Source organism: Escherichia sp. E10V10 (genome assembly GCF_004211985.1).
GTDB lineage: Bacteria > Pseudomonadota > Gammaproteobacteria > Enterobacterales > Enterobacteriaceae > Escherichia.
Genome location: NZ_RHJO01000002.1, coordinates 384,919 through 409,732 on the forward strand (window position 1 = coordinate 384,919; position 24,814 = coordinate 409,732).

Below are 24,814 nucleotides of genomic sequence, written 5' to 3' on the forward strand. Positions count from 1 at the left end.
GCAGGAGGAAACCATGCCCGGGCGCTTTGAACTAAAACCAACCCTGGAGAAGGTCTGGCACGCGCCGGACAACTTTCGCTTCATGGATCCGCTACCTCCGATGCATCGTCGGGGGATTATTATTGCCGCCATTATTTTGGTGGTCGGTTTTCTGCTTCCGTCTGAGGATGCGCCCGACTCCCCCGTCGTGACGCGTGAAGCGCAGCTGGATATTCAGTCGCAATCTCAGCCGCCGACGGAAGAACAACTGCGGGCGCAGCTAGTTACGCCGCAAAACGATCCGGATCAAGTTGCCCCGGTCGCTCCAGAACCAATACAGGAAGGTCAACCGGAAGAGCAGCCGCAAGCTACGCAAACGCAACCTTTCCAGCCAGATAGCGGCATTGACAATCAATGGCGCTCTTATCGTGTCGAAGCCGGCAAAACGATGGCACAACTGTTCCGCGACCACGGTCTGCCTCCTACCGATGTATACGCAATGGCGCAGGTAGAAGGCGCAGGTAAACCATTAAGTAATTTGCAAAATGGGCAAATGGTGAAAATCCGCCAGAACGCCAGCGGCGTGGTGACGGGCTTAACCATTGATACGGGGAATAATCAACAAGTCTTGTTTACCCGCCAGCCGGATGGCAGTTTTATTCGCGCGCGGTAGATGACCGTTCAACCAGAAGCCAGCTAAGGATCGTATCTTTGATGACCTTACGTCTGGCTTCCAGTGCCTGCGGTGAAACCATACTGATGTGATAAACCAGACCAAGCGTATGCTGGTTGATCAAATAATATCCCCCAAGCGCAGCAATATTAATATTCACCTGCAACGGGTCGATATCTGGCTTAAATATATTGAGTTTCTTCCCTTCATCCAATAAAGATTCCATTAACTGCAAATGCGCATGGTTAATTTCTAAGAGACGTTGTGATTTTGCATAATGCACGCCTTTACTTTGGTTTTCACTATGTACAATTTTTAAAAACCAAGGGTTTGAAACATAATAGTCCCAAGTAAAATCAATGATTTTTTCAATCGCTTTTTGTGGCGGAAGACCTGAGAAATCAAGGGCCTTTTCTTTTTGTCGAATATCGTTCCAGGTATATTCCAGCACTTCGATAAATAAATTTTCTTTATTTCCAAAGTGGTGATAAACCGTCTGCTTACTACACCCCGCAGCCTTAACAATATTATCGACCCTGGCGCCTTCGTAACCATATTCGGCAAATTCATTAACCGCGCATAACAGCAGCTTTTCCTTCAGGCTTTGTACGTTGCTGGTATCAAGATACATAACGCTTCCCCACGTCTTCTTCGTGATGGCTATCATAACCGTATTTGATCTCAGCGACAGCAAAAAGGCAAAACATTGTCTTTCATCGAGTTATCAAATGTCCTGTGATCATTATCGCAGATCAACCAACCAGATGGTTGATCTTTTTACTGACTGGTCGCAAGCTAACCATCACTTAAGGAAACAATATTCAGAAAAAGAGGATTAACCTATGAAATCCACTCGTCCTGTTGCTGTCATCACTGGCGCTGCACGTGGTATTGGAAAGGGTTGTGCGCTGGAACTTGCTCGTGGCGGGTTTAACCTGCTGATTAACGATCGTCCCGATGCCGACAGCGTAGAAAAACTGCATATCACACAACAAGAATGTATGGCAGAAGGCGTGGAAGTCATTTGCTTCCCTGCCGATGTTGGCGATCTCTCCCTGCATGAAGAGATGCTCGACGCGGCGCAAAACCAGTGGGGGCGTCTGGACTGTCTGCTCAACAACGCAGGGATTTCAGTGAAAAAGCGCGGTGACCTCCTCGATCTCGAACCAGACAGTTTCGACCAAAACATTGCCATCAATACCCGCGCGCCGTTCTTCCTCGCTCAGGCATTCAGTAAACGTCTGCTCGCACAGCCGAAGCCGGAAGCGGAGCTGCCGCACCGCTCGATTATTTTCGTCAGTTCAATCAACGCCATCATGCTGGCGATGAATCGCGGCGAATACACCATTGCCAAAACCGCCGTTTCTGCCGCTGCTCGTCTGTTTGCTGCTCGCCTTTGCAATGAACAAATTGGCGTTTATGAAGTGCGCCCTGGCCTAATCAAAACCGATATGACCATTCCGGCAACCGCCTATTACGACGAATTGATTGCCAAAGGTCTGGTGCCGTGGGGACGTTGGGGTTATCCGGCGGATATCGCCTCCACTGTCCGCGCGATGGCGGAAGGCAAACTGATTTACACCTGTGGTCAGGCGGTCGCCATCGACGGCGGCTTAAGTATGCCGCGCTTCTGAGGCTGAATCATGAGAGATCTGTTACAACGCCCTGATTTATTCAGCATTAATACCGCGACGCTGGGTTATAAAACGCCGCTGCCCGCCATTATTGACGCTTGCGCTGCGCGCGGTATTGGCGCAATCGCCCCCTGGCGCAGAGAATTGCAGGGCGAAGATCTCCAGCAGATCGCCCGCCAACTCGCCGCCAGTAACATGAGCGTTTCCGGTTTGTGCCGTAGCACTTACTACACCGCACCGACGCTGGCGGAACGTAAACTAGCGATTGATGATAACCGCCGGGCGCTGGACGATGCAGCGGTGCTTAACGCCGCCTGTTATATGCAGGTGGTTGGCGGACTGCCAACGGGTACAAAAGATCTGTATGAGGCGCGGGAACAGGTGAAACAAGGGATTCGCCAGTTACTACCGCATTCGAAAGAGGTCGGCGTGCCGATTGCGCTGGAACCGCTGCACCCGATGACCGCAGCCGATCGTTCCTGTTTGTGCACGTTACGCCAGGCGCTGGACTGGTGTGATGAACTCGATCCCGATGGCGAATTTGGCCTCGGCGTCGCGGTAGATGTCTACCACGTTTGGTGGGATCCGGAGCTCACCAGCCAAATCCTGCGTGCCGGAAAACGCATTCTCGCGTTTCATGTTTCCGACTGGTTAGTGCCGACCACCGATCTGGTCAATGATCGGGGAATGCCGGGAGATGGCGTCATCAATATTCCGTCAATCCGTCGGCTGGTTGAAAACGCCGGATTTAATGGCGCTATTGAACTGGAAATATTCTCCCCCTACTGGTGGCAGCAAGATATTAACAGCACGTTGGATATTAGCGTCGATCGCATCGCGCATTATTGTTAAGGAATGATCATGAGTGACCAACCCGTTCTGTTCAGCAGAGCGGCAGCTTCCTGCCGCCTGACATTGAATCGAGAAGATAAATGTCATGCTATTAACGAAGAAATGATCGAATCTCTCGATCATTATTTAAATGAAATTGAAAACGACACCACATTACGATTAGTCGAATTAACTGCTACAGGTGATAAATTCTTTTGTGCGGGCGGCGATATTAAATCGTGGTCAGCCTATTCGCCATTAGATATGGGCAGAAAATGGATTAAACGCGGTAATGACGTTTTTAATCGTCTGCGCAATTTACCCCAATTAACCGTTGCGAATCTCAACGGTCATACCATCGGCGGTGGGATTGAACTTGCTTTGTGCTGCGATATTCGTATTGCTCGCCCCAGCGCGAAATTCTCTAACCCGGAAGTGATGCTCGGTATGGTGCCTGGCTGGATGGGCATTGAACGCGTGCTTAATCAGGTCGGTCCGGTGGTCGGTCGCCAGATGCTGATGCTGGGTAAACGTCTGACGGCACATGAAGCCCAGGCGGCGAATTTGATTGATGAAGTGGTAGAAAAAGAACAGGTAGAAAGCTGGATGGCGAATCAGCTAGCGCAGCTGGAAAAATGTGGCCCGGTGGCGCTGGCGCATATTAAGCAGCTGATTCTGGCACTGGAAAATAAACATGCCGATTACTCGCACCAGTTACTGGCAGGGTTAATGTCTGCTACTCAGGATTGCCAGCAGGCGACGCGCGCGTTTGCCGAAAAAAGTAGCGTGAGCTTCCACAATCAATAAGGAAATTGTATGCGTAAGATAACAACCGCCGAGGCACTGGCGGCGCAAATTCAGGACGGCGCAACCATTGCCATTAGCGGTAACGGCGGCGGCATGGTGGAAGCCGACCATATTATGGCAGCCATTGAAGCTCGTTTTCTGCAAACCGGACACCCGCGCGATCTGACACTAATCCACTCGCTGGGTATTGGCGATCGCGACAGCAAAGGAACCAATCGCTTCGCTCATGCCGAAATGCTCAAACGCATAATTGCCGGACACTTTACCTGGTCGCCCAAAATGCAGGAACTGGTGAAAAACAATGCCATTGAAGCCTACTGCTTTCCTGGTGGCGTGATTCAGGCGTTGCTACGGGAGATCGGTGCCGGACGTCCGGGACTTTTTACCCACGTAGGGTTGGGATCGTTTGTTGATCCGCGCAATGGCGGCGGTAAGTCGAACGCTTGCACCACCGACGATCTGGTAGAACTGATTGAAATTGATGGTGAAACCAAACTCCGCTATCGCCCTTTCAAAGTGGACTATGCCATTTTGCGCGGCACTTATGCCGATCCGCGTGGCAACGTCAGCCTTGAAGAAGAGGCGATTGATATGGATAGCTATTCGATGGCGCTGGCAGCACACAACAGCGGCGGCAAAGTGTTCGTACAGGTGCGCGACGTACTGGAAGCAGGCGCACTTGAACCACGTCGGGTCAAGCTGCCGGGGATTCTGGTTGATGGCATCGTTGAACACCGCGAACAACCGCAAACCTATCTTGGCGGTTACGACCTGACCATTAGCGGCCAACATCGCCGTCTGAGTTCTAACGACGCTATTGAACTGGTTAGTCATCCGGTACGTCGCCTGATTGCCCGTCGGGCAGCTCGCGAACTGGTGGCTGGCGCTTCAACCAACTTTGGCTTTGGCATTCCCGGCGGCATTCCTGGGGTTGCGCTGCGCGAAGGCGTTCCTTACCAAAGTTTATGGCTGAGCGTCGAGCAAGGCGTGCATAACGGTATGATGCTGGATGATGCGTTTTTCGGCTGCGCCCGTAACGCCGACGCCATTATTCCATCACTCGATCAATTTGAGTTCTACAGTGGCGGCGGGATCGATATCACCTTCCTCGGTATGGGAGAGATGGATCAGCACGGTAACGTCAACGTCTCGCATCTCAATGGCAATCTCATTGGCCCCGGCGGATTTCTCGAAATTGCGCAAAACGCCCGTAAAGTGGTGTTCTGCGGCACGTTCGACGCCAAAGGCAGCAAAATCGATGTAACGCCAGATGGCTTGCATATCGCCCAGTCAGGTCAAATCCCTAAACTGGTTACCCAGGTAGAAAAAATTACCTTTAGCGCCGCGTACGCACAGCAAAGCGGTCAGGAGGTGCTGTATATCACTGAACGCGCGGTATTCCAGTTAACGGCAGAAGGCGTTGAATTAATTGAGATCGCACCGGGCGTGGAGATTGAGCGCGACATTCTGCCGTTCATGGCCTTCCGCCCGATTATCAGGCAACCACGTCTGATGGAAAGCAGCCTGTTTACGCCAATGGAGGATGCATGAGTCAGCTTGATGACACCATCCTCGATGCGCTGACGCACGTCACTTTCCCGAAGGGGTTTGTGTCAGCAGAACCAACGTCAATTGTCACCGTTGAGGATGTTGATTACCCGATCTGGCAAGTTGATGCGCTGGTCGTTGGTAGCGGCGCAGCAGGATTACGTGCGGCAGTTGAGCTAAAACGTCGTCAGCAAAATGTGCTGATCGCCACCGCCGGGTTATATATGGGAACGTCGGCATGCTCTGGTTCCGATAAACAAACACTGTTTACCGCTGCCACTGCGGGCAACGGCGACAATTTCGCCAAACTGGCGGAAGCACTGGCGAGCAGTGGCGCAATGGATCACGACACCGCTTATGTCGAGGCGGTCGGTTCTCTGCATACCCTCGGCGGCCTGCAATATCTTGGTCTGGAATTACCAGAGGACCGCTATGGCGCAATTCTCCGTTATCAGACCGATCATGACGAAGCCGGGCGCGCAACTTCTTGTGGGCCGCGCACTTCTCGTCTGATGGTGAAAGTATTACTGGAGGAAGTGCAGCGTCTTGCCATTCCACTACTGACCAGTGCAACGGTGATTAAGCTCCTGCATCAGTGCGGAGAGAATGGCGAAGATCGCGTTGCGGGGGCTATTCTCGCAACCGGTTCCCGCGCCCATAACCCCTGGGGGCTGGCCATTGTGACTACGCCCAATGTGGTACTGGCAACGGGCGGACCGGGCGAACTTTATCGCGACAGTGTTTATCCACATAAATGCTTCGGCTCGCTGGGACTGGCACTGGAAGAAGGTTTGACGCTAACCAATCTGACAGAAAGCCAGTTTGGTATTGGCACGCCGCGCTGCACCTTTCCGTGGAATTTGTCTGGCACCTATGTACAGGTGATCCCGTATATCTATTCTGTGGATGCTGAGGGCAACGAGTATAACTTCCTTGCAGATTACTATCGCACTACCCAGGAACTGGCTTCAAACATCTTCCGTAAGGGCTATCAGTGGCCGTTCCATGCCACGCGGGTGATGGATTTTGGTTCAAGCTTGCTGGATATGGCGGTGGCGCAGGAACAGCAACGTGGTCGCCAGGTTTTTATGGATTTCAATCGCAATCCTGAAGCCGTACCTGGTGATTTGCCGTTCTCATTAGAGCGGCTGGATGCCGACGTTCATGCGTATCTGGAAAATAATGGCGCCCTGGCGCAATCGCCCATCGAACGTCTGCAACGGATGAATCCGCTCTCTATCTCGCTGTATAAGATGCACGGTTACGATCTCACCGCGCAGCCTCTGCAGTTTGCCATGAATAATCAGCATATGAATGGCGGTATAGAAGTGGATATCTGGGGGCAAACCTCACTGCCCGGTTGCTTCGCGGTGGGAGAAGTTACCGGAACTCACGGCGTTACCCGGCCTGGCGGCGCGGCACTGAATGCCGGACAGGTTTTTGCCGTGCGCCTGGCGCGTTTTATTGGTTGCACCCAAAAGCAGTCTGTTAATGGAGATATTGCAAAGCTGGCAGCCTCGCCGTTGTCTACTGTTAGAGAGCTCATCACTCAGGCGCTGGCTAACGAGAACGGAATGACGCTGACAACGGCGAAAGAAAAAATCCAGGCACGAATGTCTGATTATGCTGGATTTATTTGTCATGCCGATAAAGTTCGCCACGCCACCCGCGACGCCCTGCTGTTGAGTGAATTTGTGCAGCAACACGGTTTGACCATCAACCACGTAGGCGAAATTGCCGAGCTATTTATGTGGCGGCATATGGCACTGACCTCTGCCGCGGTATTGACACAGTTGACGCATTATATTGATGCAGGTGGCGGTAGTCGCGGGGCGCGGATGGTTATGGATGAAGCCGGTAATTCTATCCCACAAACACGAAATGGTTTTTGTGATGCATGGCGCTTTCGTTCAGAGCGTATAGAGGATAAAAAGAATAAGTTACTCATTCATTATTGCAACGGTGCATTTCAAGTCAGAAATACTACTGTTCGTGAGTTTCCCATTATCCACAGCATCTGGTTTGAAAAAAATTGGCCTGACTTTCTTAATGGGACAATTTACCAGCCACAGGATGAATGATATTGCAAAGGTTAATCACTATGCGAAATATAATTAGATCTATTAATGCTCTGCTTGCAACATTGAATATTACCATTTTGGCGATCATTGTGGCATGTGTGACATGGCAGGTGGCTGCACGATTTATATTTAATAGTCCCAGTATTTTTACAGATGAACTCAGCCGTTTGCTCTTTATTTGTCTTGGACTTTTTGGTGGTGCGTACACCGCAGGGCAAAACCGGCATCTGGCGATTGACCTGCTACCTATGATGCTGAAAGGAAAAGCCCGACGTCATTTATTTTTGTGTATTCAGATTATCGTTATTATCTTCGCTACCATCATTATGGTATATGGTGGTGGGCTATTAACGATGGACACATTCGATTCAGGTCAAACCTCACCCGCTTTAGGCTGGCAGATGGGATATATCTATATGAGCATCCCGATTAGTGGTGTACTTATTATCATATACACCATAGATATGGTTTTAACCGAACTTAAACAACCACTCTAAAGATAACAAACAACAACCAACCATAGTAGGAATGGAGAAATTATGGATTACTGGTTACCTATTATTGTGTTATTTGGTGCCTTCTTTTTTATGTTGGCATTAGGTGTACCTATTGTTTATGCCATTGGTTTATCGACACTGGCATCAATTTCCACACAACTCGATTTCAACTCAGCATTGAGTGTGGTTTCCCAAAAGTTAGCCTCCGGGTTAGATAGTTTTACGTTGTTGGCAATCCCATTTTTTATCTTGTCTGGCAACATTATGAATCACGGAGGAATAGCGCGAAGGCTAATTAACTTTGCCCGAATTCTTGGCGGTCGTCTGCCAGGCTCACTTGCTCACTGTAATATTCTTGCCAATATGCTGTTCGGGGCAATTTCTGGTTCGGCGGCGGCGATGGGCGGAGTCATGCATCCACAGCAAGTGAAAGAGGGCTATGATCCGGCATTTAGCACTGCGGTTAACGTTGCCTCAGCCCCCACTGGTTTGCTTATTCCACCAAGCAATACACTGATAGTCTATTCACTGGTCAGCGGCGGTACGTCTATTGCTGCACTGTTCCTGGCAGGGTATGTTCCGGGAATTTTACTGGGCCTGGCGCTGATGGTCGTCGCCGGTATTATCGCGGTACGTCGCGGATACCCCAAACCAGAACGTCCGACTTTGCGCCAGGCTGGAGTGGCTATATGGATGGCGATCCCCAGCATTTTCCTGATTGTGTTAATTATGGGTGGCGTACTAAGCGGTATTTTTACCCCAACCGAAGCTTCGGCAATTGCGGTAATTTATACTCTTTTCCTCGCGCTGGTTCTCTATCGTGAAATATCAGTTAAGGATTTACCTAAAATATTTCTGGAATCAGTGATTACCACAGCAATTGTTTTGTTATTGATCGGCTCTTCAATGGGCATGTCATGGGCTATGTCCAACGCTGACGTACCATTCCTGATCCTCGATTTGCTCAATACCATTTCTGATAATCCAATAGTAATCCTGCTTATTATCAATATTATCTTGTTGATCATTGGCACATTTATGGATATGACGCCAGCGGTACTGATTTTCACCCCGATATTTTTACCCGTCGTCACCGAGTTGGGCATGGACCCGATTCACTTTGGTATTGTCATGGTACTGAACATGTGTATCGGTATTTGTACTCCACCAGTAGGCAGTGTGCTGTTTGTTGGCTGTAGTGTATCTAAATTACCAATCAACAAAATTATCAAACCTATGCTGCCCTTCTATGCCGTGATGGTATTAGTGCTGGCAATGGTGACCTATATTCCGCAAATCAGTATGGCATTGCCAAGAGCACTGGGCTACTGATATGCATTCACTGGCGGCACCTGCCGCCATATTTATTAGAAAAGGAATATCTATGAAAATAAAAGTATCCGCTGGCATTATCGGTGCTGTTCTTATGTTATCTGCAGGCCAGTCCTGGGCAGTTACGTTAAAACTTAGCCATAATCAGGATAAATCACATCCTGTTCATAAAGCGATGGAGTTCTTTGCGAAAAAGAGCAAAGAGTACTCTAACGGTGATATTACTATTCGTATTTACCCAAATGGAACATTGGGTACTCAACGAGAAACAATGGAGCTGATTCGTTCTGGCGCTATTCCACTGGTTAAAACCAATGCGGCAGAAATGGAAGCATTTGAAAATTCTTATAAATTATTTAGCCTGCCTTATTTGTTCCGCGATCGTGATCATTATTATCAGGTCATGCAGGGCGATATCGGAAGGAAAATCCTCGACTCAACAAAAAACAAAGGTTATTTCGGTCTGACGTTCTATGATGGAGGCGCCCGCAGCTTCTACGGCAATAAACCTGTGCTGAAACCAGACGATCTGAAAGGCATGAAAGTCCGTGTTCAGCCAAGTCCTGGCGCAGTTGAAATGATCAAAGTCATGGGCGGTAACCCGACGCCACTGGATTACGGCGAGCTGTATACAGCCTTACAGCAAGGTGTGGTTGATATGGCAGAAAACAGTGTGATGGCGCTGACCACCATGCGTCACGGTGAAGTGGCAAAATCCTTCAGCCTTGACGAACACACTATGGTTCCCGATGTGGTTCTGATGAGCAATGCTGCGTTTGATAAACTTAGCCCAGAAAATCAGTCAGTTATATTAAAAGCAGCGAAAGAATCAATGAGCTACATGAAAGACTTGTGGAGCGAGGAAGAGAAAAAAGAATTCGCTAAACTGGATAAAATGGGCGTGAAAGTCTACCAGGTTGATAAAGCTCCGTTTATCGAGAAAGTGCAGCCGATGTACGCAGCCTTTGCTAAGGATAACCCTGCCCTTGCCCCAATGCTGGCTGACATTCAGGCGGCTAAGTAATTATCTTCATGGGGCTGCTTATTGTGGCCCTTATCGATATCTGCAAGTGCTCGCTACAAAAGCAAAACGCCGACACAAGGTCGGCGTTTTTACGTCTCGTTGAATAACGAATTATTCAGCTACTACGTTTACGATCACTTTCGCGAATACTTCGCTGTGAACCTGGAAGCTCACTTCGTGTTCGCCAGTGGTACGCAGAACGCCGTTCGGCAGACGAACTTCGCTCTTAGCCACTTCAACGCCAGCTGCAGTTACAGCGTCAGCGATGTCGCGAGTACCGATGGAACCGAACAGTTTACCTTCGTCGCCAGCTTTAGACGCGATGGTAACAGTTTCCAGTGCATTGATTTTCTCAGCGCGAGCATTAGCTGCTGCCAGAACTTCAGCCAGTTTAGCTTCCAGTTCAGCGCGACGTGCTTCGAAGAATTCAATGTTTTTCTTGGTAGCTGGAACAGCTTTACCCTGCGGTACCAGGAAGTTACGAGCATAGCCCGCTTTAACGTTTACCTGATCACCCAGGCTACCCAGGTTTGCTACTTTATCAAGCAGAATAACTTGCATTACCTTATCCTCTCAAAGTCGTATTAATGGACCGTGACCGATTACTGATGGCGATCAGTGTACGGCAGCAGGGACAGGTAGCGAGCGCGTTTGATAGCGCGAGCCAGCTGACGCTGGTATTTTGCACGGGTACCGGTGATACGGCTTGGGACAATCTTACCGCTTTCGGTGATGTAGTTTTTCAGCGTAGCGATATCTTTATAGTCGATCTCTTGAACGCCTTCCGCGGTGAAACGGCAGAACTTGCGACGACGGAAATAACGTGCCATATGGCTAGTCTCCAGAATCTATCAATTCAATCTGCTCGGCATGCAAAACCATTTTGCTCAGTCCGTTCTTTGCCTTGTGGCATGAAATGAACCCCTGAACGGTTATGCGACTGCCGACCGTTATACTGTGAGTAATGGCCTGGTTTTCGTGTCCGCTAACAATAACGGGCATTTGGCACCACGCCTGCCGGTGAAAACCGGCTTCCTCCTGCACAGAACGATGCTCAAGCACGAACTGGCAGTGAGGAATTCCTGATGGACTGACCTTTCGAAGGGGAGTCCTGCACACGGTGCCGGACAACACCAGACGGTTGGTCATCAGAAATTACTCTTCAGAATCCCCAGCTTCAGCATCATCTGCGGTTTCGTTTGCGAAATCATCGCGACGCTCACGGCGCTCGTCTTTCGCTTTAACCATCGGAGATGCTTCGGTAACAGCGTGCTTGGTACGCATAACCATGCTGCGGATAACGGCATCGTTGAAGCGGAAGGTAGTTTCCAGCTCATCGATCACTTCCTGCGGAGCTTCAACGTTCATCAGAACGTAGTGTGCTTTGTGCAGTTTGTTGATCGGGTAAGCCAGCTGACGGCGGCCCCAGTCTTCCAGACGGTGGATCTTACCTTCTGCACCAGTGATGGCAGCAGTGTAGCGCTCGATCATGCCCGGAACCTGTTCGCTCTGGTCAGGATGGACCATAAAAACGATTTCGTAATGACGCATCGAATTGCTCCTTACGGATTATTCAGCCTCCTGTCTGGGTCAGCCGAATCCCGGGGAGGCAAGGAACGTGTTAAAGGTCGGCTGAAAAATGACGCGTTATAGTACTTGTATGCCCCGCTAAACTCAAGGCCAGCCGACAAATAAATCTCATCTTTCGCGCAAAAGAACTAACTCGCTGATTTGAAGTTCATCACATTCCGTCACAGTGTTTTTTCGAACAACTGCATCAGAAATGGTCACCATCAACTTCTTTATCATTGATTAAAATTAAATCAGAAGATCATCACAGAGGAGAGCACACAAAGTCAGCCGTCGAGGAGGTATCTATGTTCAGTCGTGTTTTAGCCCTTCTGGCTGTGCTTTTGCTAAGTGCAAATACATGGGCAGCCATTGAAATTAATAACCACCAGGCCAGAAATATGGACGACGTACAGAGCTTAGGCGTGATTTATATCAACCATAACTTCGCCACTGAAAGTGAAGCTCGCCAGGCACTGAATGAAGAGACAGATGCGCAAGGCGCAACGTACTACCACGTGATTCTGATGCGAGAACCGGGGAGTAACGGCAATATGCACGCCAGCGCGGATATTTATCGCTAGCACCAGGTATAACCAACGAAACATTGCCATAGTTTGCTTTGCCCCCTTCTCCGGGGGCATTTTTTTGAAAAACGGCTGCGGAATCAGACCAGTTATCTCCCGAAGAAGGAAATTTCCGCAGCGCATGTTTTACTTCTGCCCGTAATAGGCGTTGGGACCGTGCTTACGCATGAAGTGTTTATTCATCAGGAAGCTGTCGATGTGATTGAGTTGTGGGTTAATACTGCGCGCAATCCACGCCATTTTCGCCACTTCTTCCATCACCACCGCGTTATGCACCGCGTCGTGGGCACCTTTCCCCCAGGCGAACGGTCCGTGCTGATACACCACAATTCCCGGCGTATGCAGCGGCTCAGCGTCACCCAGCGTTTCGATAATCACTTTGCCTGTGTTTAGCTCGTATTCGCCTTGCACCTCTTCTTCGCTTAATCCGCGCGTACACGGGATATCACCAAAGAAGTAGTCGGCATGCGTGGTGCCTAACGCCGGGATCGCCAGCCCCGCCTGCGCCCATGCGGTGGCATGAGTGGAGTGGGTATGGACAATGCCGCCGAGCGACGGGTAACGACGGTAGAGTTCGAGATGCGTCGCGGTGTCGGAAGATGGGCGATACGCCCCTTCCACCACCTTGCCGCTCATATCAACCACCACCATATCGGCCGCTTTCATGGTTTCGTAGGCGACGCCGCTGGGCTTGATCACCACCAGCCCGCGTTCGCGGTCAATGGCGCTGACGTTGCCCCAGGTAAAGGTCACCAGCCCGTAGCGCGGCAGATCCATATTGGCTTCAAACACCTGCTGTTTCAGCTTTTGCATTATGCCGCCTCCACCATGCCTGCTTTGGCCATGCGCGCTTTCACCCAATCGCGCGCTTTCGCCACTTCTGCCGCCGGGTCTTCCGCCGTTTCGCTCCACATCTCAATCAGGTACGGCCCGCAATAGCCACTTTGTTTGAGCGTTTCGAAGCAACGTTCGAAATCCACTACGCCTTCACCAAAAGGCACGTTTTTGAAGACGCCTGGTTTGGTGTCTTTCACATGCACCGCGACGATATGCCCGATTCCGGCCTGCAATTCCATCTGCACATCGTTGTCCCACGCCGACAGGTTGCCGATATCCGGGTAGAGCTGGAACCACGGGTTGTTGAGATAGTGCGCGTAGCCCAGCGCCTTGCTGATGGAGTTCATCAATGGGTAATCCATGATCTCCATTGCCAGCGTCACCTGCGCGCGGCTCGCCATCTCAACACTCTCTTTCAGCCCGTCACGGAAACGACGACGCGTTTCGTTATTGGCTTCCTGATAGTAAACGTCATAGCCCGCCAGCTGGATCACGCGAATGCCAACGTCCTGGGCGAACTGGATAGCTTTGCGCATAATCTCCAGCCCCTGCGCCCGCACCGCGTCATCTTCGCTGCCCAGCGGGAAACGACGATGGGCCGAAAGGCACATGGACGGCACGCGCACGCCGGTTTCAACAATCGCATTCACCAGCGCCAGACGCTGCTCGCGGCTCCAGTCGAGGCGCGACAGGCGATCGTCCGTTTCATCTACCGACATCTCGACAAAATCGAAGCCCAGCGTTTTTGCCAGTTGCAGCCGTTCCAGCCAGCACTCCCCGGCGGGGAGCGCTTTCTCATAGATGCCAAGCGGGATCTGTTTGGACAACATATCCGCTCCTTAGCCCCACAGTTCGGCGATGGAACGTTTGAACTGACGCGCGGCTTCCACTGGAGAAGCGGCATCACGGATGCTGCGACCCGCGATAAACACATGAATCGGAATACCTTTGAACAGCGGCAGATCTTCCAGCGCCAGGCCACCAGTGACGGTGACTTTAAAGCCCATATCGGAAAGACGTTTGATCGCGGTGATATCTGCTTCGCTCCACGCCACGCCTGCGGCCTGCGCGTCACGGCTGCGGTGATAAACCACCTGCCCAATACCTGCATCGCGCCACTGCTGCGCCTGTTCCCAGGTCCAGTAGCCGGTCAGTTCGATCTGTACGTCGCCGTTAAACTCTTTTGCTACGTCCAGCGCGCCTTTGGCGGTGTTGATATCCGCACAGCAAATCACGGTCACCCAGTCAGCGTTGGCTTCGAAGCACATGCGAGAAAGAATTTTGCCCGCATCGGCAATTTTGGCGTCAGCCAGTACGATTTTGTGCGGGTAAAGCGCTTTCAGGTCACGAACCGCACGCACGCCTTCGCCCACGCACAGAATGGTACCCACTTCGATAATGTCGACTTCTTCGGCAATCAGGCGAGTGGTTTCGTAGGCGCTATCCATAGTCTGGTTGTCCAGCGCGACCTGCAACATCGGTAATGACATGTTCAATTCCTTCTTAAGCTGCCGCGTTGGTGCGGTCAATGAGATCCAGTACTTCCTGCTCAGTACGGCAGGCGCGTAAACGGTCGAAATTCTCTTCATCTTCAAACAGGTTGACGATCTGCATGATGCCCACTTCCTGGTGAGTGTTGGCATCAACCGCCGCCATAGTGATGAGGATATCCACCGGATCGTTATCTTCGTGGTTGAACTCCAGCGGCTTTTTCAGCGTCACCAGCGCAAAACCGGTTTTCTTAACGCCCTCTTCCGGGCGACCGTGCGGCATTGCCAGGCCTGGTGCGAGCACAAAGTACGGGCCGTGCTGTTCAACCGCATCCAGAATCGCCTGGTAGTAACGCGGCTCGACAACATCCGCCGCCACCAGCAGGTCAACGCCGATTTTTACTGCGTCCTGCCATGTCTCAGCTTCAGCCTGCAGGCGGATGGATTTATTCTCCGCCAGCGAATCACGTAATTTCATGGCGCGTCCTTACTTCACGTCCTGCGGGAAATGCTCTTTGATCACTTCCAGCAGTTTCGGGCCAAAGTCGGCAGGAGAGAGCATATTGCGCACGCCAACCACGTATTTGTTGCCGGTCACGGTGATTTCGCCCGCAATGTGCGTAGAAGCGATGATGATATCCGCGCCGCTCAACTCGCTTTTGTATTCGCCAACCGCGCAGCTATTTACCGTGTGGTCAATGTTTGATTGGGTTAAAAACTGGTCCACTTTCATTTTCATGATCATGGAACTGCCTTGTCCGTTGCCACACACAGCCAGAATACGTACGGTCATAATCAAAACTCCTTATTAAGCAGACTGTTCTGCCAGTTGTTTTTCTGCATCTTCTTCTGCGCGCAGTGCGCGGCCAGCGAAGAACATATAAGCCAGTGCAATTACAATGATGACGGCCATAAAGGCGATACCGATGGAGAAGAAGCCCTGCATCATCGGCGGTGCCAGAATCGACCAGTCCGCCATACCCATCCAGGCACTCATACCGGTGAGTTTCACCGCCCAGACGCAACCAAAGATTTCGATCATCCCCATCACCAGACAAATCTTCAGCGCCGCACGCCAGCCGCCGAAGTGGTTAGCGAACACGCCGATGGTGGCGTTGGAGAAGAACATCGGGATAAAGCCAGGGATAATCAGGATCGAGGAACCGCAGGCGACCAGGATACCAACCGCAATCAGCTGACCGATGGTGCCCCACATAAAGCCCCAGACCACGGCGTTCGGCGCGAAGCTATAGATAGCCGCACAGTCAATCGCCAGAACCGCACCAGGGATCAGACGCTGGGAGATACCGTTAAATGCTTCAGAGAGTTCCGCCACAAACATGCGCACGCCCTGAGTAATGATGAAGATCGCCACCGCAAAGGAGAAACCGGTTTGCAGGATGTAGACCGTCCAGTGCACTTTGCCTGCCATCGCCTGCACGGTGTCGATACCGAAGGAGAGCAGAATGGCGCCAAAGAAGATGGTCATGACAATCGCCGTGGAGACGATGTTGTCGTGGAAAATGTTCAGCCAGCCAGGCAGTTTGAGGTCTTCAACGCTCTCATCTTTTTTGCCCAGGAACGGCGCGACTTTATAAGCAATCCATGATGCAAACTGCTGCTGGTGACCGATGGAGAAACCGCAGCCATCCGTCACTTCCTGAGTCGGCTTGTACATCATGTTGGAGGTAATGCCCCAGTAGAGCGAAACCAGAATCGCCGTGCAGATAATGGTGGTCCACATGGAGTAGCCAAAGATGAACAGCGTGACGGCAATCAGCCCCGCCTGCTGAAACATAATGTGGCCGGTCAGCATGATGGTGCGAATACCGGTAATACGACGCAGCAGCACGTAACAAATGTTCAGCGCCAGTGCCAGCAGCACCGCGTACCCTACCCAGCTATAGGCATCGCCCATGCGCTCGATAGTGGCCATCATCGAAGCGTAAGTATCTGAAATCGCACCGTTGATACCGTAGACTTCCGACATTTTCGCCACCACCGGTTTGAAGGTGCTGGTCAGGATGCCGGACCCTGCCTGCAACAACATGAAACCAATAATGGTTTTAATCGTCCCTTTAATAATAACGCTGACACTTTTGCGCAGTAGGATGTAGCCCAGGCAGGTCACAATACCCAGCAACAACGGGGCATTGGTCATGACCTGGTTAAAAAACACGGTAAAGATGTTGTAGAGGATCTCCATAACGATCTCCTGAAGAAGAGGTAACCGGGTATTCCGCACACCCGGAATGTTGTGCATTCACTCTAATTTTCAAAAGTAATCACAACAAGATTATTTATGATTAAATGTGACGCGGCACGCAAATAATTCCACATTGATAGAGTGGGATTCATGCAAAGAAACAATTACTCATTTAAATTCATTCAGTTAAATGAATTACACATTCCATTAAATCTTTCCACACTCAAAATCCACAACAACTCCCCTGGCAAAAAGTCAAAAAATGGTCATTGCCTTCCTGAAAAAATAGTGTCAGGATTAATCAAAACCAATCACATATTGATTAAAACTGAACATCATGAAGGTAAATGGCGATGAGTAAAGTGAAAAGTATCACCCGTGAATCCTGGATCCTGAGCACTTTCCCGGAGTGGGGTAGCTGGCTGAATGAAGAAATTGAACAAGAGCAGGTAGCTCCTGGTACATTCGCGATGTGGTGGCTCGGTTGTACTGGGATCTGGCTGAAATCGGAAGGTGGCACCAACGTTTGCGTTGATTTCTGGTGCGGTACTGGCAAACAAAGTCACGGTAACCCGCTGATGAAACAGGGTCACCAGATGCAGCGCATGGCTGGCGTGAAGAAACTGCAGCCAAACCTGCGTACTACCCCGTTTGTTCTTGATCCGTTTGCGATTCGCCAGATCGACGCGGTACTGGCAACTCACGATCACAACGATCATATCGACGTCAACGTCGCTGCTGCCGTGATGCAGAACTGTGCTGATGACGTACCGTTTATCGGACCGAAAACCTGCGTGGATTTATGGATTGGCTGGGGAGTACCAAAAGAGCGCTGCATCGTGGTCAAACCAGGCGATGTGGTAAAAGTGAAAGACATTGAAATTCATGCCCTTGACGCGTTCGACCGTACTGCACTGATCACCCTACCAGCGGATCAAAAAGCGGCTGGCGTGCTGCCAGACGGCATGGACGATCGCGCAGTAAACTATCTGTTCAAAACACCGGGCGGTTCCCTGTATCACAGCGGCGATTCCCACTACTCTAACTACTATGCAAAACATGGCAACGAGCATCAGATCGACGTGGCGTTAGGATCGTACGGTGAGAACCCACGCGGTATTACCGACAAAATGACCAGCGCCGATATGCTGCGTATGGGCGAAGCGTTGAATGCGAAAGTAGTTATCCCGTTCCACCATGATATCTGGTCAAACTTCCAGGCCGATCCGCAGGAAATCCGCGTACTGTGGGAGATGAAAAAAGATCGTCTGAAGTATGGCTTTAAGCCGTTTATCTGGCAGGTCGGTGGCAAGTTTACCTGGCCGTTGGATAAAGATAACTTCGAGTATCACTATCCGCGTGGTTTTGACGATTGCTTCACCATTGAACCGGATCTGCCGTTCAAATCGTTCCTGTAATCTGTCGTTGATACCGGGTAGCGTGGATCTGTTCGCGCTATCCGGCGTAGTATTTCCTGGCTATTTCAAATATCATCTAAAAAAATCAAATTTTATCGGAATAGCTCATGACTGAAGCACAAAGACATCAAATCCTCCTGGAAATGCTCGCACAATTGGGCTTTGTGACCGTGGAGAAAGTCGTTGAGCGTCTGGGAATTTCGCCTGCCACTGCGCGACGCGATATCAATAAACTCGACGAAAGCGGCAAACTGAAGAAAGTGCGCAACGGCGCTGAAGCGATTACCCAGCAGCGCCCGCGATGGACGCCGATGAATCTGCATCAGGCGCAGAATCACGATGAAAAAGTACGTATCGCTAAAGCGGCCTCGCAGTTGGTTAATCCGGGCGAAAGCGTGGTCATCAACTGCGGCTCTACCGCATTTCTGCTCGGCCGGGAAATGTGTGGCAAACCGGTGCAAATCATCACTAATTATCTCCCGCTGGCAAACTATCTGATCGATCAGGAACATGACAGCGTGATCATCATGGGCGGGCAGTACAACAAAAGTCAGTCCATCACCTTAAGCCCACAGGGCAGCGAAAACAGTCTCTATGCCGGGCACTGGATGTTTACCAGCGGCAAAGGGCTGACCGCAGAAGGGTTATATAAAACCGATATGCTGACGGCAATGGCAGAGCAGAAGATGTTGAGCGTGGTAGGGAAACTGGTAGTGCTGGTCGATAGCAGTAAGATTGGTGAACGTGCGGGGATGCTCTTTAGCCGCGCCGATCAAATCGATATGCTGATCACCGGCAAAAATGCTAACCCAGAGATCCTGCAACAGCTGGAAGCGCAAGGGGTCAGCATTCTGCGTGTTTAAAGATGCTGGTGGAAAAACGTCACTGCAGCATCTAACGCCTCGGGTGTAATACGGTGGCGTACGCCAGGCTGCCATGAACAGGTTAACTGTTTATCTCGTCCCGTCTCGCTTAAGGCCTGCTGCAAACGTAGTGATTCGTCGGCAGGCACGACGTCATCGTCAAGGCCATGCCATAAGAGCAGCGGTCTGTTCCCCAACTCTGTCAGATGGTTTGTCGCTTCCCACTCTGCCAGCGGCGCGACAATGTTATTGAATTCATTCTGCTGTGCTGCCGTTTCAGGTATCAGCGGTGGAAACAGTGAACGGGCGAGCGATGTAAAATAGCCAGACCCCATCATGCTGGCGGTACATTTCACCGTGGGGTGGCGAGCGGTAATCCCCAGCGCGGTCATTGCGCCCATTGACGCGCCACCAACTGCCAGGCGTTCATCAAGCAGCCAGTTTTCTTTAGCTATTGCCGCACGTAACGTAGTGAATTCCTGCATACTTTGTAGCAAGATTTGCCAGAATTGATTTAAACGCCGCGCTGCGTCGCCACTAAAACGGCTACCGTGATTGGGCGCATCCGGCATGATCACCCGCAAACCCGCCTGCGCCAGCGCGACGGCAAAATAGCTATAAACCAGGCTGGATGAAGTAAATCCGTGATAAAAAATCACACACGGTAACGGGATTTCTTTTTGCCCTACGGGATAAGCGTGAAGAACGGGAATATCAGCCAACACACGTGATTCTAATTCAATCATCTTTTTCTCCTTTGAGTCTGGTATGACATGAAGAAATCCTTAGCACAAGTTTCTGCTGACCGTATTAGTTCATAATGTTGAGATGTGGATTACGCTTTCACAACGTTTTCATTCGAAAATCGCGTACCAGGTAACAATTCGGGAACATTCCCCTCAAGTTAAATAAATAAGGCACTACACTATGGTTAGCAGGAAACGTAATAGCGTTATTTATCGGTTTGCCAGTTTATTATTGGTGTTGATGCTAAGCGCCTGTAGCGCACTGCAAGGTACGCCACAGCCAGCACCGCCAGTAACGGACCATCCGCAAGAGATTCGCCGCGACCAGACACAAGGGTTACAGCGAATAGGTAGCGTAAGCACGATGGTACGGGGCTCTCCGGATGACGCATTAGCAGAAATCAGAGCGAAAGCTGTCGCTGCAAAAGCTGATTATTACGTTGTCGTAATGGTGGATGAAACCATCGTGACAGGACAGTGGTATTCACAAGCCATTTTATACTCTAAATAATTCGAGTTGCAGGAAGGCGACAAGCGAGTGAATCCCCAGGAGCTTACATAAGTAAGTGACTGGGGTGAGTGAACGCAGACGCAGCACATGCAACTTGAAGTATGACGAGTATATACCGTAAATAAATCAGACAACTTATACAGCCAGCTTTACATTGCTTTGCGTCCCTATGCGTTTACCTGTGCACAATAAATTACCGGCGGGAAGCTCGGGCGTTTATTACCGCGATGGAATGCCCTGCCACATGTGGGGAAACGAAAAATGGAGCTGACGATGAAACAATTACTTGCCTCACCCTCGCTGCAATTAGTGACTTGCCCTGCGAGCGCCACGGCACAGTCTGCAGAATTCGCCAGTGCTGACTGCGTGACGGGCCTGAATGAAATAGGTCAGATCTCGGTTAGCAATATTTCAGGGGATCCGCAGGACGTGGAACGTATCGTGGCGTTAAAGGCCGATGAACAAGGGGCATCATGGTATCGCATTATTACCATGTATGAAGACCAGCAGCCCGATAACTGGCGTGTACAGGCGATACTGTATGCGTGAGTGTCATCTACAGCAAATGAACAATGCCGGATGCGGCGCGAGCGCCTTGTCCGGCCTACAATTTTCACATATTTCATTTAGTTAATCGAAACCAGCGTCGCATCCGTCGTATACGCTTACAAACACACTCCCCCCGTCGCCCGCAGCAATAAATCATTCTGGATCTGCTCTGACAACCGCACGCCACCGCGCGTATTTAACATCACCTGACACCACGCCTGCGCCATTGGCGGAGAAGCATATTTCAACATTTGCGCGCCGCAGCCCAGCAAAAATAATTGATGTGTTATCTCCCGTCCCAATTCTTCAGCCGGTTTGCGCAGTTGCTGTTGTAAGCGACGAACCGCGCGATCAAAATAACGATCTTGCCCTTTCACTTCCATAAACGCTTCCGACAGCAAATCGTAGACGCCCGCTTGCTTATTAAGAACGCGCAGCACATCGAGGCACATAATATTGCCAGAGCCTTCCCAGATGCTGTTCACTGGCATCTCCCGATAAAGTCGCGGTAGTTCGCTCTCTTCGCAATAGCCAATACCGCCCAGCACCTCCATCGCTTCAGCCACAAACGGAATGCCACGTTTGCAGGTAACAAATTTCGCCGCTGGCGTAAATAAACGCGCCCACAGGGCTTCTTTGGCATCGGCACGCCGATCCCACGCCCGCGCCAAACGAAACAACAACGCTGTTTGCCCTTCAAGCTGAAGCGCCATGCGACTTAAGACATGGCGCATAAGGGGCTGTTCGATTAACGGATTACCAAATACATGGCGTTGATGAGCGTGATAAATCGCCAGCGAGAACGCGCGACGCATCATGGCATGGCTACCCAGAGCACAATCAAAACGCGTCATCCCGCCCATTTTCAGAATCAGGCGAATCCCTTCCCCTTCCTGACCCAACAACCAGCCAATGGCATCCTGAAACTCCACTTCGCAACTGGCATTGGAACGATTACCCAGCTTATCTTTCAGGCGCTCCAGTCGAATCGCGTTGCGTTGCCCGTCAGGCAAAAATCGCGGCACAAAAAAGCAGGACAAACCGCCCGTGGTCTGTGCCAGCACCAGATGCGCGTCGCTTTGTGGCACCGAGAAAAACCATTTATGCCCCACCAGCCGATAAGAGCCATCTTCCAGACGCTCTGCACGGGTGGTGTTGCTCATGACATCGGAACCGCCCTGCTTTTCCGTCATTCCCATGCCAATCAACAAACCGCGTTTTTGCCCACCTGGCAATAAGTGAGAATCGTAGCGATCGCTCAACAGCGGCGTGGTCCAGTCCTGAAACGGCGCGGGTAACATCTGTAACAGCAATGGCGTGGCGGCAAAGGTCATGGTTATCGGGCATAATGACCCGGCCTCAACCTGTGCGTGCAACATAAAACGCGCCGCCCGCGCCACAAATGCGCCGGAGCGAGCATCTTCTTCCCAGGCCAGGTTGTGTACCCGATTGGTACATAACGCCTGCATCAGCAGGTGCCATGCGGGATGGAAACGGACATCGTCCAGACGTCGCCCCTGGGCATCGTAGCGCAACAGTTCAGGTGGGTTTACATTCGCCAGCCGCCCCAGTTCAAGGGATTCTGCCGTTCCGAGTTGCTGACCAATACTGGCGAGAAAATCGCTATCCCAACCAGCGCCTTCGCGCGTTACCGCTTCGCAGAGCGCGCCATCAGACAGGTATAAATTGCTGTTATTTAAGGGTATAGGTTGATTAAAAACAGTGTGAGTTTGCCAGTGCACTGTGTCTCCCTCCATCAATGGCAGTCACCATTAGTATGGTCACTGCCACGGATTCCTGACAGAAAGAGATTGCTAAAACATTCTTAACCCGCAATGTAGTGCGGAACAAAACGCGAAGTGTCTTTAGTGATCAGCGTGTTATCTTCACGAATCCCCATACCACACGCTTCATCATCGACAATCCAGCTACCAATCAGCGTGTAACTATCGCCAAATCGCGGTAGCGGTTGAAACGCCTGATAGATCATCGGTTCATCGGCGTAATCACCGTCAGCGTGGTCAACGACGTTATTCTGACCGTCGAAAATGGTGACGTTACCGCCCTCGCGTGAGTAGATCGGTTTACGCACATAGCTTTCGCCAGCGGCGATCTGCGGTTTTTCGCCCTCAAACCAGGACGCCAGAAGATTAGGATGACCAGGAAAGAAGCGCCAAAGCAGCGGCATTAGCCCTTTGTTACTCAAGATACTTTTCCATAACGGCTCCACCCACTGCTCACGACGCTTGCGCAGCAGCGGACCGTTATCGTCACGCATCATCCACTCCAGCGGGTACAGCTTAAATGCACGCTGGATGACATTATCATCAAGATCGGTCAGTACACCGCCGACGCCCAAACCGAGATCTTCAATGTAGATAAACCGCGACTCCTGTCCTGCCTGCTGAGCGCAGTCCTGCAAGTACAGCACAGTACTCCTGTCTTCGTCGGTGTCCTGACAGCAGCAAAAATAAAACGGCTCCCGGCTATAAAGCTCGCTAAAGCGTGAAATCAGGCGCTCCTGAATGGCATTGTACTGATCGGCATCACGCGGAATAACACCGCTGCGCCGGGCATCTTCCAGCCACAACCACTGGAAATAAGCCGACTCGTACAGTGAAGTTGGCGTATCGGCGTTGTACTCCAGCAACTTAACCGGCGCATTACCACACCAGGCAAAATCCATACGGCCATACAGCGAAGGATCGCGTGCGCGCCAGCTTTCGGCGATCACATCCCAGTACAACGGCGGAATCGCCAGTTGCGTCAGGATCTCTTCATCTTTAACCGCGCGATCCACCACCTCAAGGCACATCTGATGCAGTTCCGCAGTCGGTTTTTCGATCTGCTCTTCAATCTGGCGCAAGGTAAAGCGGTAAGCCCGACTCTCATCCCAATAGATTTCATTGTCGATGATATGAAAGTCAAATCCGTTATCGGCGGCAATCCGGTCCAGCTCCCGCCGCACAGGAACGTTGTGTCTCAGCATGATTAGCCTCCCCAATGCCCACGGGCGCTGGAAGAACGACCATAGCCGCCGCGCGAAACGGTAGACGCTTTTTTGGTGGTAAAGCCGCCCGTGGAATAAGACTCTTTTTTGCCAGAACCGGAGCGCCAGGAGTAATCACCGGAAGTGTTGCGCCAGACGGGGCGGGAAGCAAATGAGGATCCACCGCTGTTATAAACAAACTGCTCATCGCGATCTTTACGAATAACCCGGCTTAACAAAAATCCAGATATTACCGGGATCCAACTCTGTTCAACATTGTCGTAGTAGCAATTTTCGTACTTAGACTGACAATTCTGCTGAGTCATATTCTTCGGAACATCGGCATAAAATGCCGCTTTGGCGTTATTCCAGCCACGCGCGCAAATGTCTGCATTATTACCGTCATCAATACAATCCTGCACTGTCGAATAAAACGTTCCGTCACCGTCGTTATCGACATCGCTACTTTCACTCCATCCTTTGATCACTAAAAAAACTGCGCCGCCCATAATCGCCAGGGTCAGATATTTTTGTGCGTAGCGATTGCGACGCGGCTCAAAAGGATTATTGGGTCTACCAATGCGACTGATCGCTCCGTGACCAATTTTACTGTTATTTCTTGATTTGCGTTTTCTGGCCATGA

29 protein-coding genes are annotated in these 24,814 nt (G+C 50.9%); 14 read left to right on the forward strand and 15 right to left on the reverse strand.

The window, feature by feature from the left end; translation table 11 throughout:
* Positions 1-13 precede the first annotated feature (13 nt).
* Positions 14-652 (forward strand): cell division protein YtfB, encoded by a 639-nt coding sequence (gene ytfB, locus D9736_RS06225; RefSeq protein WP_112019584.1) that lies wholly within the window; start codon positions 14-16, stop codon positions 650-652.
* Here the strand turns inward: ytfB and D9736_RS06230 are convergent.
* Entirely contained in the window at positions 636-1,283 is a 648-nt protein-coding gene (locus tag D9736_RS06230) for a TetR/AcrR family transcriptional regulator (RefSeq protein WP_130216693.1), read from the reverse strand. The two genes, ytfB and D9736_RS06230, sit on opposite strands and share 17 nt — an antisense overlap.
* 211 nt (positions 1,284-1,494) lie before the next feature.
* On the opposite strand from D9736_RS06230, the gene D9736_RS06235 reads away from it, so the two are divergent.
* The 8 genes from D9736_RS06235 to D9736_RS06270 are packed head-to-tail and all read left to right on the forward strand — an operon-like array spanning position 1,495 to position 10,406.
* On the forward strand, positions 1,495-2,286 hold the full coding sequence (locus tag D9736_RS06235; protein WP_130216695.1) for a 3-ketoacyl-ACP reductase: 792 nt from the start codon (positions 1,495-1,497) through the stop codon (positions 2,284-2,286).
* Between the two features lie 9 nt (positions 2,287-2,295).
* Positions 2,296-3,138 (forward strand): sugar phosphate isomerase/epimerase family protein, encoded by an 843-nt coding sequence (locus D9736_RS06240; RefSeq protein WP_130257934.1) that lies wholly within the window; start codon positions 2,296-2,298, stop codon positions 3,136-3,138.
* A 9-nt stretch (positions 3,139-3,147) separates the two neighbouring features.
* Positions 3,148-3,924, forward strand: coding sequence for an enoyl-CoA hydratase/isomerase family protein (locus tag D9736_RS06245; protein ID WP_032226418.1), 777 nt, complete (start codon positions 3,148-3,150; stop codon positions 3,922-3,924).
* A gap of 9 nt (positions 3,925-3,933) precedes the next feature.
* Positions 3,934-5,475, forward strand: a complete 1,542-nt coding sequence (locus D9736_RS06250) for a CoA-transferase (RefSeq protein ID WP_130257935.1) — start codon at positions 3,934-3,936, stop codon at positions 5,473-5,475.
* On the forward strand, positions 5,472-7,553 hold the full coding sequence (locus D9736_RS06255) for an FAD-binding protein (RefSeq protein WP_130257936.1): 2,082 nt from the start codon (positions 5,472-5,474) through the stop codon (positions 7,551-7,553). Before D9736_RS06250 ends, D9736_RS06255 begins: the two co-directional genes overlap by 4 nt.
* 20 nt (positions 7,554-7,573) lie before the next feature.
* Complete coding sequence (locus D9736_RS06260; protein ID WP_130216701.1) at positions 7,574-8,050, forward strand: TRAP transporter small permease; 477 nt, start codon at positions 7,574-7,576, stop codon at positions 8,048-8,050.
* A 42-nt stretch (positions 8,051-8,092) separates the two neighbouring features.
* Positions 8,093-9,382 (forward strand): TRAP transporter large permease, encoded by a 1,290-nt coding sequence (locus tag D9736_RS06265; protein WP_130257937.1) that lies wholly within the window; start codon positions 8,093-8,095, stop codon positions 9,380-9,382.
* A 52-nt stretch (positions 9,383-9,434) separates the two neighbouring features.
* Positions 9,435-10,406, forward strand: a complete 972-nt coding sequence (locus D9736_RS06270; protein ID WP_130257938.1) for a TRAP transporter substrate-binding protein — start codon at positions 9,435-9,437, stop codon at positions 10,404-10,406.
* Between the two features lie 111 nt (positions 10,407-10,517).
* Here the strand turns inward: D9736_RS06270 and rplI are convergent, their stop codons facing one another.
* Genes rplI through rpsF form a run of 4 tightly spaced genes read right to left on the reverse strand, consistent with a single transcriptional unit; the run spans position 10,518 to position 11,957 of the window.
* Positions 10,518-10,967 carry a 50S ribosomal protein L9 gene (gene rplI, locus D9736_RS06275; RefSeq protein ID WP_001196062.1) on the reverse strand — a complete coding sequence of 150 codons (450 nt, stop codon included), beginning with the start codon at positions 10,965-10,967 and terminating at the stop codon, positions 10,518-10,520.
* Positions 10,968-11,008: 41 nt separating this feature from the next.
* Complete coding sequence (gene rpsR / locus D9736_RS06280; protein ID WP_000135199.1) at positions 11,009-11,236, reverse strand: 30S ribosomal protein S18; 228 nt, start codon at positions 11,234-11,236, stop codon at positions 11,009-11,011.
* A gap of 4 nt (positions 11,237-11,240) precedes the next feature.
* Entirely contained in the window at positions 11,241-11,555 is a 315-nt protein-coding gene (gene priB / locus D9736_RS06285) for a primosomal replication protein N (protein ID WP_001296681.1), read from the reverse strand.
* 6 nt (positions 11,556-11,561) lie between these two features.
* The gene (gene rpsF / locus D9736_RS06290; RefSeq protein WP_001216676.1) at positions 11,562-11,957 is read right to left on the reverse strand and encodes a 30S ribosomal protein S6; all 396 of its coding nucleotides are present in this window, start codon (positions 11,955-11,957) and stop codon (positions 11,562-11,564) included.
* Between the two features lie 326 nt (positions 11,958-12,283).
* Here rpsF and yjfY point away from each other — a divergent pair, with 326 nt between their 5' ends.
* Positions 12,284-12,559: a DUF1471 family protein YjfY gene (gene yjfY, locus D9736_RS06295; protein ID WP_000492914.1), complete on the forward strand. Its 276-nt coding sequence runs from the start codon at positions 12,284-12,286 to the stop codon at positions 12,557-12,559.
* 129 nt (positions 12,560-12,688) lie between these two features.
* Here yjfY and ulaF read toward each other — a convergent pair whose 3' ends face one another.
* Genes ulaF through ulaA form a run of 6 tightly spaced genes read right to left on the reverse strand, consistent with a single transcriptional unit; the run spans position 12,689 to position 17,095 of the window.
* A complete protein-coding gene (ulaF, locus tag D9736_RS06300) occupies positions 12,689-13,375 on the reverse strand; it encodes an L-ribulose-5-phosphate 4-epimerase UlaF (protein WP_130257939.1) in 687 nt (228 codons plus the stop codon).
* Positions 13,375-14,229 carry an L-ribulose-5-phosphate 3-epimerase UlaE gene (ulaE, locus tag D9736_RS06305; protein WP_000949498.1) on the reverse strand — a complete coding sequence of 285 codons (855 nt, stop codon included), beginning with the start codon at positions 14,227-14,229 and terminating at the stop codon, positions 13,375-13,377. The genes ulaF and ulaE overlap by 1 nt, the downstream gene beginning before the upstream one ends.
* A gap of 9 nt (positions 14,230-14,238) precedes the next feature.
* Positions 14,239-14,889 (reverse strand): 3-keto-L-gulonate-6-phosphate decarboxylase UlaD, encoded by a 651-nt coding sequence (gene ulaD / locus D9736_RS06310; protein WP_130257940.1) that lies wholly within the window; start codon positions 14,887-14,889, stop codon positions 14,239-14,241.
* Between the two features lie 13 nt (positions 14,890-14,902).
* Positions 14,903-15,367, reverse strand: coding sequence for a PTS ascorbate transporter subunit IIA (gene ulaC, locus D9736_RS06315; protein ID WP_000776505.1), 465 nt, complete (start codon positions 15,365-15,367; stop codon positions 14,903-14,905).
* Between the two features lie 9 nt (positions 15,368-15,376).
* Positions 15,377-15,682, reverse strand: a complete 306-nt coding sequence (gene ulaB / locus D9736_RS06320) for a PTS ascorbate transporter subunit IIB (RefSeq protein WP_000218362.1) — start codon at positions 15,680-15,682, stop codon at positions 15,377-15,379.
* A gap of 15 nt (positions 15,683-15,697) precedes the next feature.
* Positions 15,698-17,095 carry a PTS ascorbate transporter subunit IIC gene (ulaA, locus tag D9736_RS06325; protein WP_130257941.1) on the reverse strand — a complete coding sequence of 466 codons (1,398 nt, stop codon included), beginning with the start codon at positions 17,093-17,095 and terminating at the stop codon, positions 15,698-15,700.
* 353 nt (positions 17,096-17,448) lie between these two features.
* Here ulaA and ulaG point away from each other — a divergent pair, with 353 nt between their 5' ends.
* Both ulaG and ulaR read left to right on the forward strand, forming a co-directional pair.
* Complete coding sequence (gene ulaG / locus D9736_RS06330; protein ID WP_001295191.1) at positions 17,449-18,513, forward strand: L-ascorbate 6-phosphate lactonase; 1,065 nt, start codon at positions 17,449-17,451, stop codon at positions 18,511-18,513.
* A 107-nt stretch (positions 18,514-18,620) separates the two neighbouring features.
* A complete protein-coding gene (gene ulaR, locus D9736_RS06335) occupies positions 18,621-19,376 on the forward strand; it encodes an HTH-type transcriptional regulator UlaR (protein WP_000133631.1) in 756 nt (251 codons plus the stop codon).
* Here ulaR and yjfP read toward each other — a convergent pair.
* Positions 19,373-20,122, reverse strand: a complete 750-nt coding sequence (gene yjfP, locus D9736_RS06340) for an esterase (RefSeq protein WP_130257942.1) — start codon at positions 20,120-20,122, stop codon at positions 19,373-19,375. The genes ulaR and yjfP overlap by 4 nt on opposite strands.
* Before the next feature lie 181 nt (positions 20,123-20,303).
* Here yjfP and bsmA point away from each other — a divergent pair, with 181 nt between their 5' ends.
* Together bsmA and yjfN are read left to right on the forward strand one after the other, a co-directional pair.
* Positions 20,304-20,633 (forward strand): biofilm peroxide resistance protein BsmA, encoded by a 330-nt coding sequence (gene bsmA, locus D9736_RS06345; protein WP_064525807.1) that lies wholly within the window; start codon positions 20,304-20,306, stop codon positions 20,631-20,633.
* A gap of 273 nt (positions 20,634-20,906) precedes the next feature.
* Entirely contained in the window at positions 20,907-21,182 is a 276-nt protein-coding gene (gene yjfN, locus D9736_RS06350; protein WP_001517630.1) for a DUF1471 family protease activator YjfN, read from the forward strand.
* 116 nt (positions 21,183-21,298) lie between these two features.
* Here yjfN and D9736_RS06355 read toward each other — a convergent pair whose 3' ends face one another.
* The 3 genes from D9736_RS06355 to D9736_RS06365 form a co-directional block, all read right to left on the reverse strand.
* Complete coding sequence (locus D9736_RS06355) at positions 21,299-22,924, reverse strand: isovaleryl-CoA dehydrogenase (RefSeq protein ID WP_130257943.1); 1,626 nt, start codon at positions 22,922-22,924, stop codon at positions 21,299-21,301.
* 83 nt (positions 22,925-23,007) lie between these two features.
* Complete coding sequence (locus tag D9736_RS06360; protein WP_130257944.1) at positions 23,008-24,171, reverse strand: glutathionylspermidine synthase family protein; 1,164 nt, start codon at positions 24,169-24,171, stop codon at positions 23,008-23,010.
* 2 nt (positions 24,172-24,173) lie between these two features.
* A complete protein-coding gene (locus D9736_RS06365; protein ID WP_130216719.1) occupies positions 24,174-24,812 on the reverse strand; it encodes a DUF1190 domain-containing protein in 639 nt (212 codons plus the stop codon).
* Positions 24,813-24,814 lie beyond the last annotated feature (2 nt).

Bases quoted from the DNA above. Each gene is read 5' to 3' on its own strand.
- ytfB (WP_112019584.1), top strand. From the start codon at position 14: ATGCCCGGGCGCTTTGAACTAAAACCAACCCTGGAGAAGGTCTGGCAC.
- D9736_RS06230 (WP_130216693.1), bottom strand. From the start codon at position 1,283: ATGTATCTTGATACCAGCAACGTACAAAGCCTGAAGGAAAAGCTGCTG.
- D9736_RS06235 (WP_130216695.1), top strand. From the start codon at position 1,495: ATGAAATCCACTCGTCCTGTTGCTGTCATCACTGGCGCTGCACGTGGT.
- D9736_RS06240 (WP_130257934.1), top strand. From the start codon at position 2,296: ATGAGAGATCTGTTACAACGCCCTGATTTATTCAGCATTAATACCGCG.
- D9736_RS06245 (WP_032226418.1), top strand. From the start codon at position 3,148: ATGAGTGACCAACCCGTTCTGTTCAGCAGAGCGGCAGCTTCCTGCCGC.
- D9736_RS06250 (WP_130257935.1), top strand. From the start codon at position 3,934: ATGCGTAAGATAACAACCGCCGAGGCACTGGCGGCGCAAATTCAGGAC.
- D9736_RS06255 (WP_130257936.1), top strand. From the start codon at position 5,472: ATGAGTCAGCTTGATGACACCATCCTCGATGCGCTGACGCACGTCACT.
- D9736_RS06260 (WP_130216701.1), top strand. From the start codon at position 7,574: ATGCGAAATATAATTAGATCTATTAATGCTCTGCTTGCAACATTGAAT.
- D9736_RS06265 (WP_130257937.1), top strand. From the start codon at position 8,093: ATGGATTACTGGTTACCTATTATTGTGTTATTTGGTGCCTTCTTTTTT.
- D9736_RS06270 (WP_130257938.1), top strand. From the start codon at position 9,435: ATGAAAATAAAAGTATCCGCTGGCATTATCGGTGCTGTTCTTATGTTA.
- rplI (WP_001196062.1), bottom strand. From the start codon at position 10,967: ATGCAAGTTATTCTGCTTGATAAAGTAGCAAACCTGGGTAGCCTGGGT.
- rpsR (WP_000135199.1), bottom strand. From the start codon at position 11,236: ATGGCACGTTATTTCCGTCGTCGCAAGTTCTGCCGTTTCACCGCGGAA.
- priB (WP_001296681.1), bottom strand. From the start codon at position 11,555: ATGACCAACCGTCTGGTGTTGTCCGGCACCGTGTGCAGGACTCCCCTT.
- rpsF (WP_001216676.1), bottom strand. From the start codon at position 11,957: ATGCGTCATTACGAAATCGTTTTTATGGTCCATCCTGACCAGAGCGAA.
- yjfY (WP_000492914.1), top strand. From the start codon at position 12,284: ATGTTCAGTCGTGTTTTAGCCCTTCTGGCTGTGCTTTTGCTAAGTGCA.
- ulaF (WP_130257939.1), bottom strand. From the start codon at position 13,375: ATGCAAAAGCTGAAACAGCAGGTGTTTGAAGCCAATATGGATCTGCCG.
- ulaE (WP_000949498.1), bottom strand. From the start codon at position 14,229: ATGTTGTCCAAACAGATCCCGCTTGGCATCTATGAGAAAGCGCTCCCC.
- ulaD (WP_130257940.1), bottom strand. From the start codon at position 14,889: ATGTCATTACCGATGTTGCAGGTCGCGCTGGACAACCAGACTATGGAT.
- ulaC (WP_000776505.1), bottom strand. From the start codon at position 15,367: ATGAAATTACGTGATTCGCTGGCGGAGAATAAATCCATCCGCCTGCAG.
- ulaB (WP_000218362.1), bottom strand. From the start codon at position 15,682: ATGACCGTACGTATTCTGGCTGTGTGTGGCAACGGACAAGGCAGTTCC.
- ulaA (WP_130257941.1), bottom strand. From the start codon at position 17,095: ATGGAGATCCTCTACAACATCTTTACCGTGTTTTTTAACCAGGTCATG.
- ulaG (WP_001295191.1), top strand. From the start codon at position 17,449: ATGAGTAAAGTGAAAAGTATCACCCGTGAATCCTGGATCCTGAGCACT.
- ulaR (WP_000133631.1), top strand. From the start codon at position 18,621: ATGACTGAAGCACAAAGACATCAAATCCTCCTGGAAATGCTCGCACAA.
- yjfP (WP_130257942.1), bottom strand. From the start codon at position 20,122: ATGATTGAATTAGAATCACGTGTGTTGGCTGATATTCCCGTTCTTCAC.
- bsmA (WP_064525807.1), top strand. From the start codon at position 20,304: ATGGTTAGCAGGAAACGTAATAGCGTTATTTATCGGTTTGCCAGTTTA.
- yjfN (WP_001517630.1), top strand. From the start codon at position 20,907: ATGAAACAATTACTTGCCTCACCCTCGCTGCAATTAGTGACTTGCCCT.
- D9736_RS06360 (WP_130257944.1), bottom strand. From the start codon at position 24,171: ATGCTGAGACACAACGTTCCTGTGCGGCGGGAGCTGGACCGGATTGCC.
- D9736_RS06365 (WP_130216719.1), bottom strand. From the start codon at position 24,812: ATGGCCAGAAAACGCAAATCAAGAAATAACAGTAAAATTGGTCACGGA.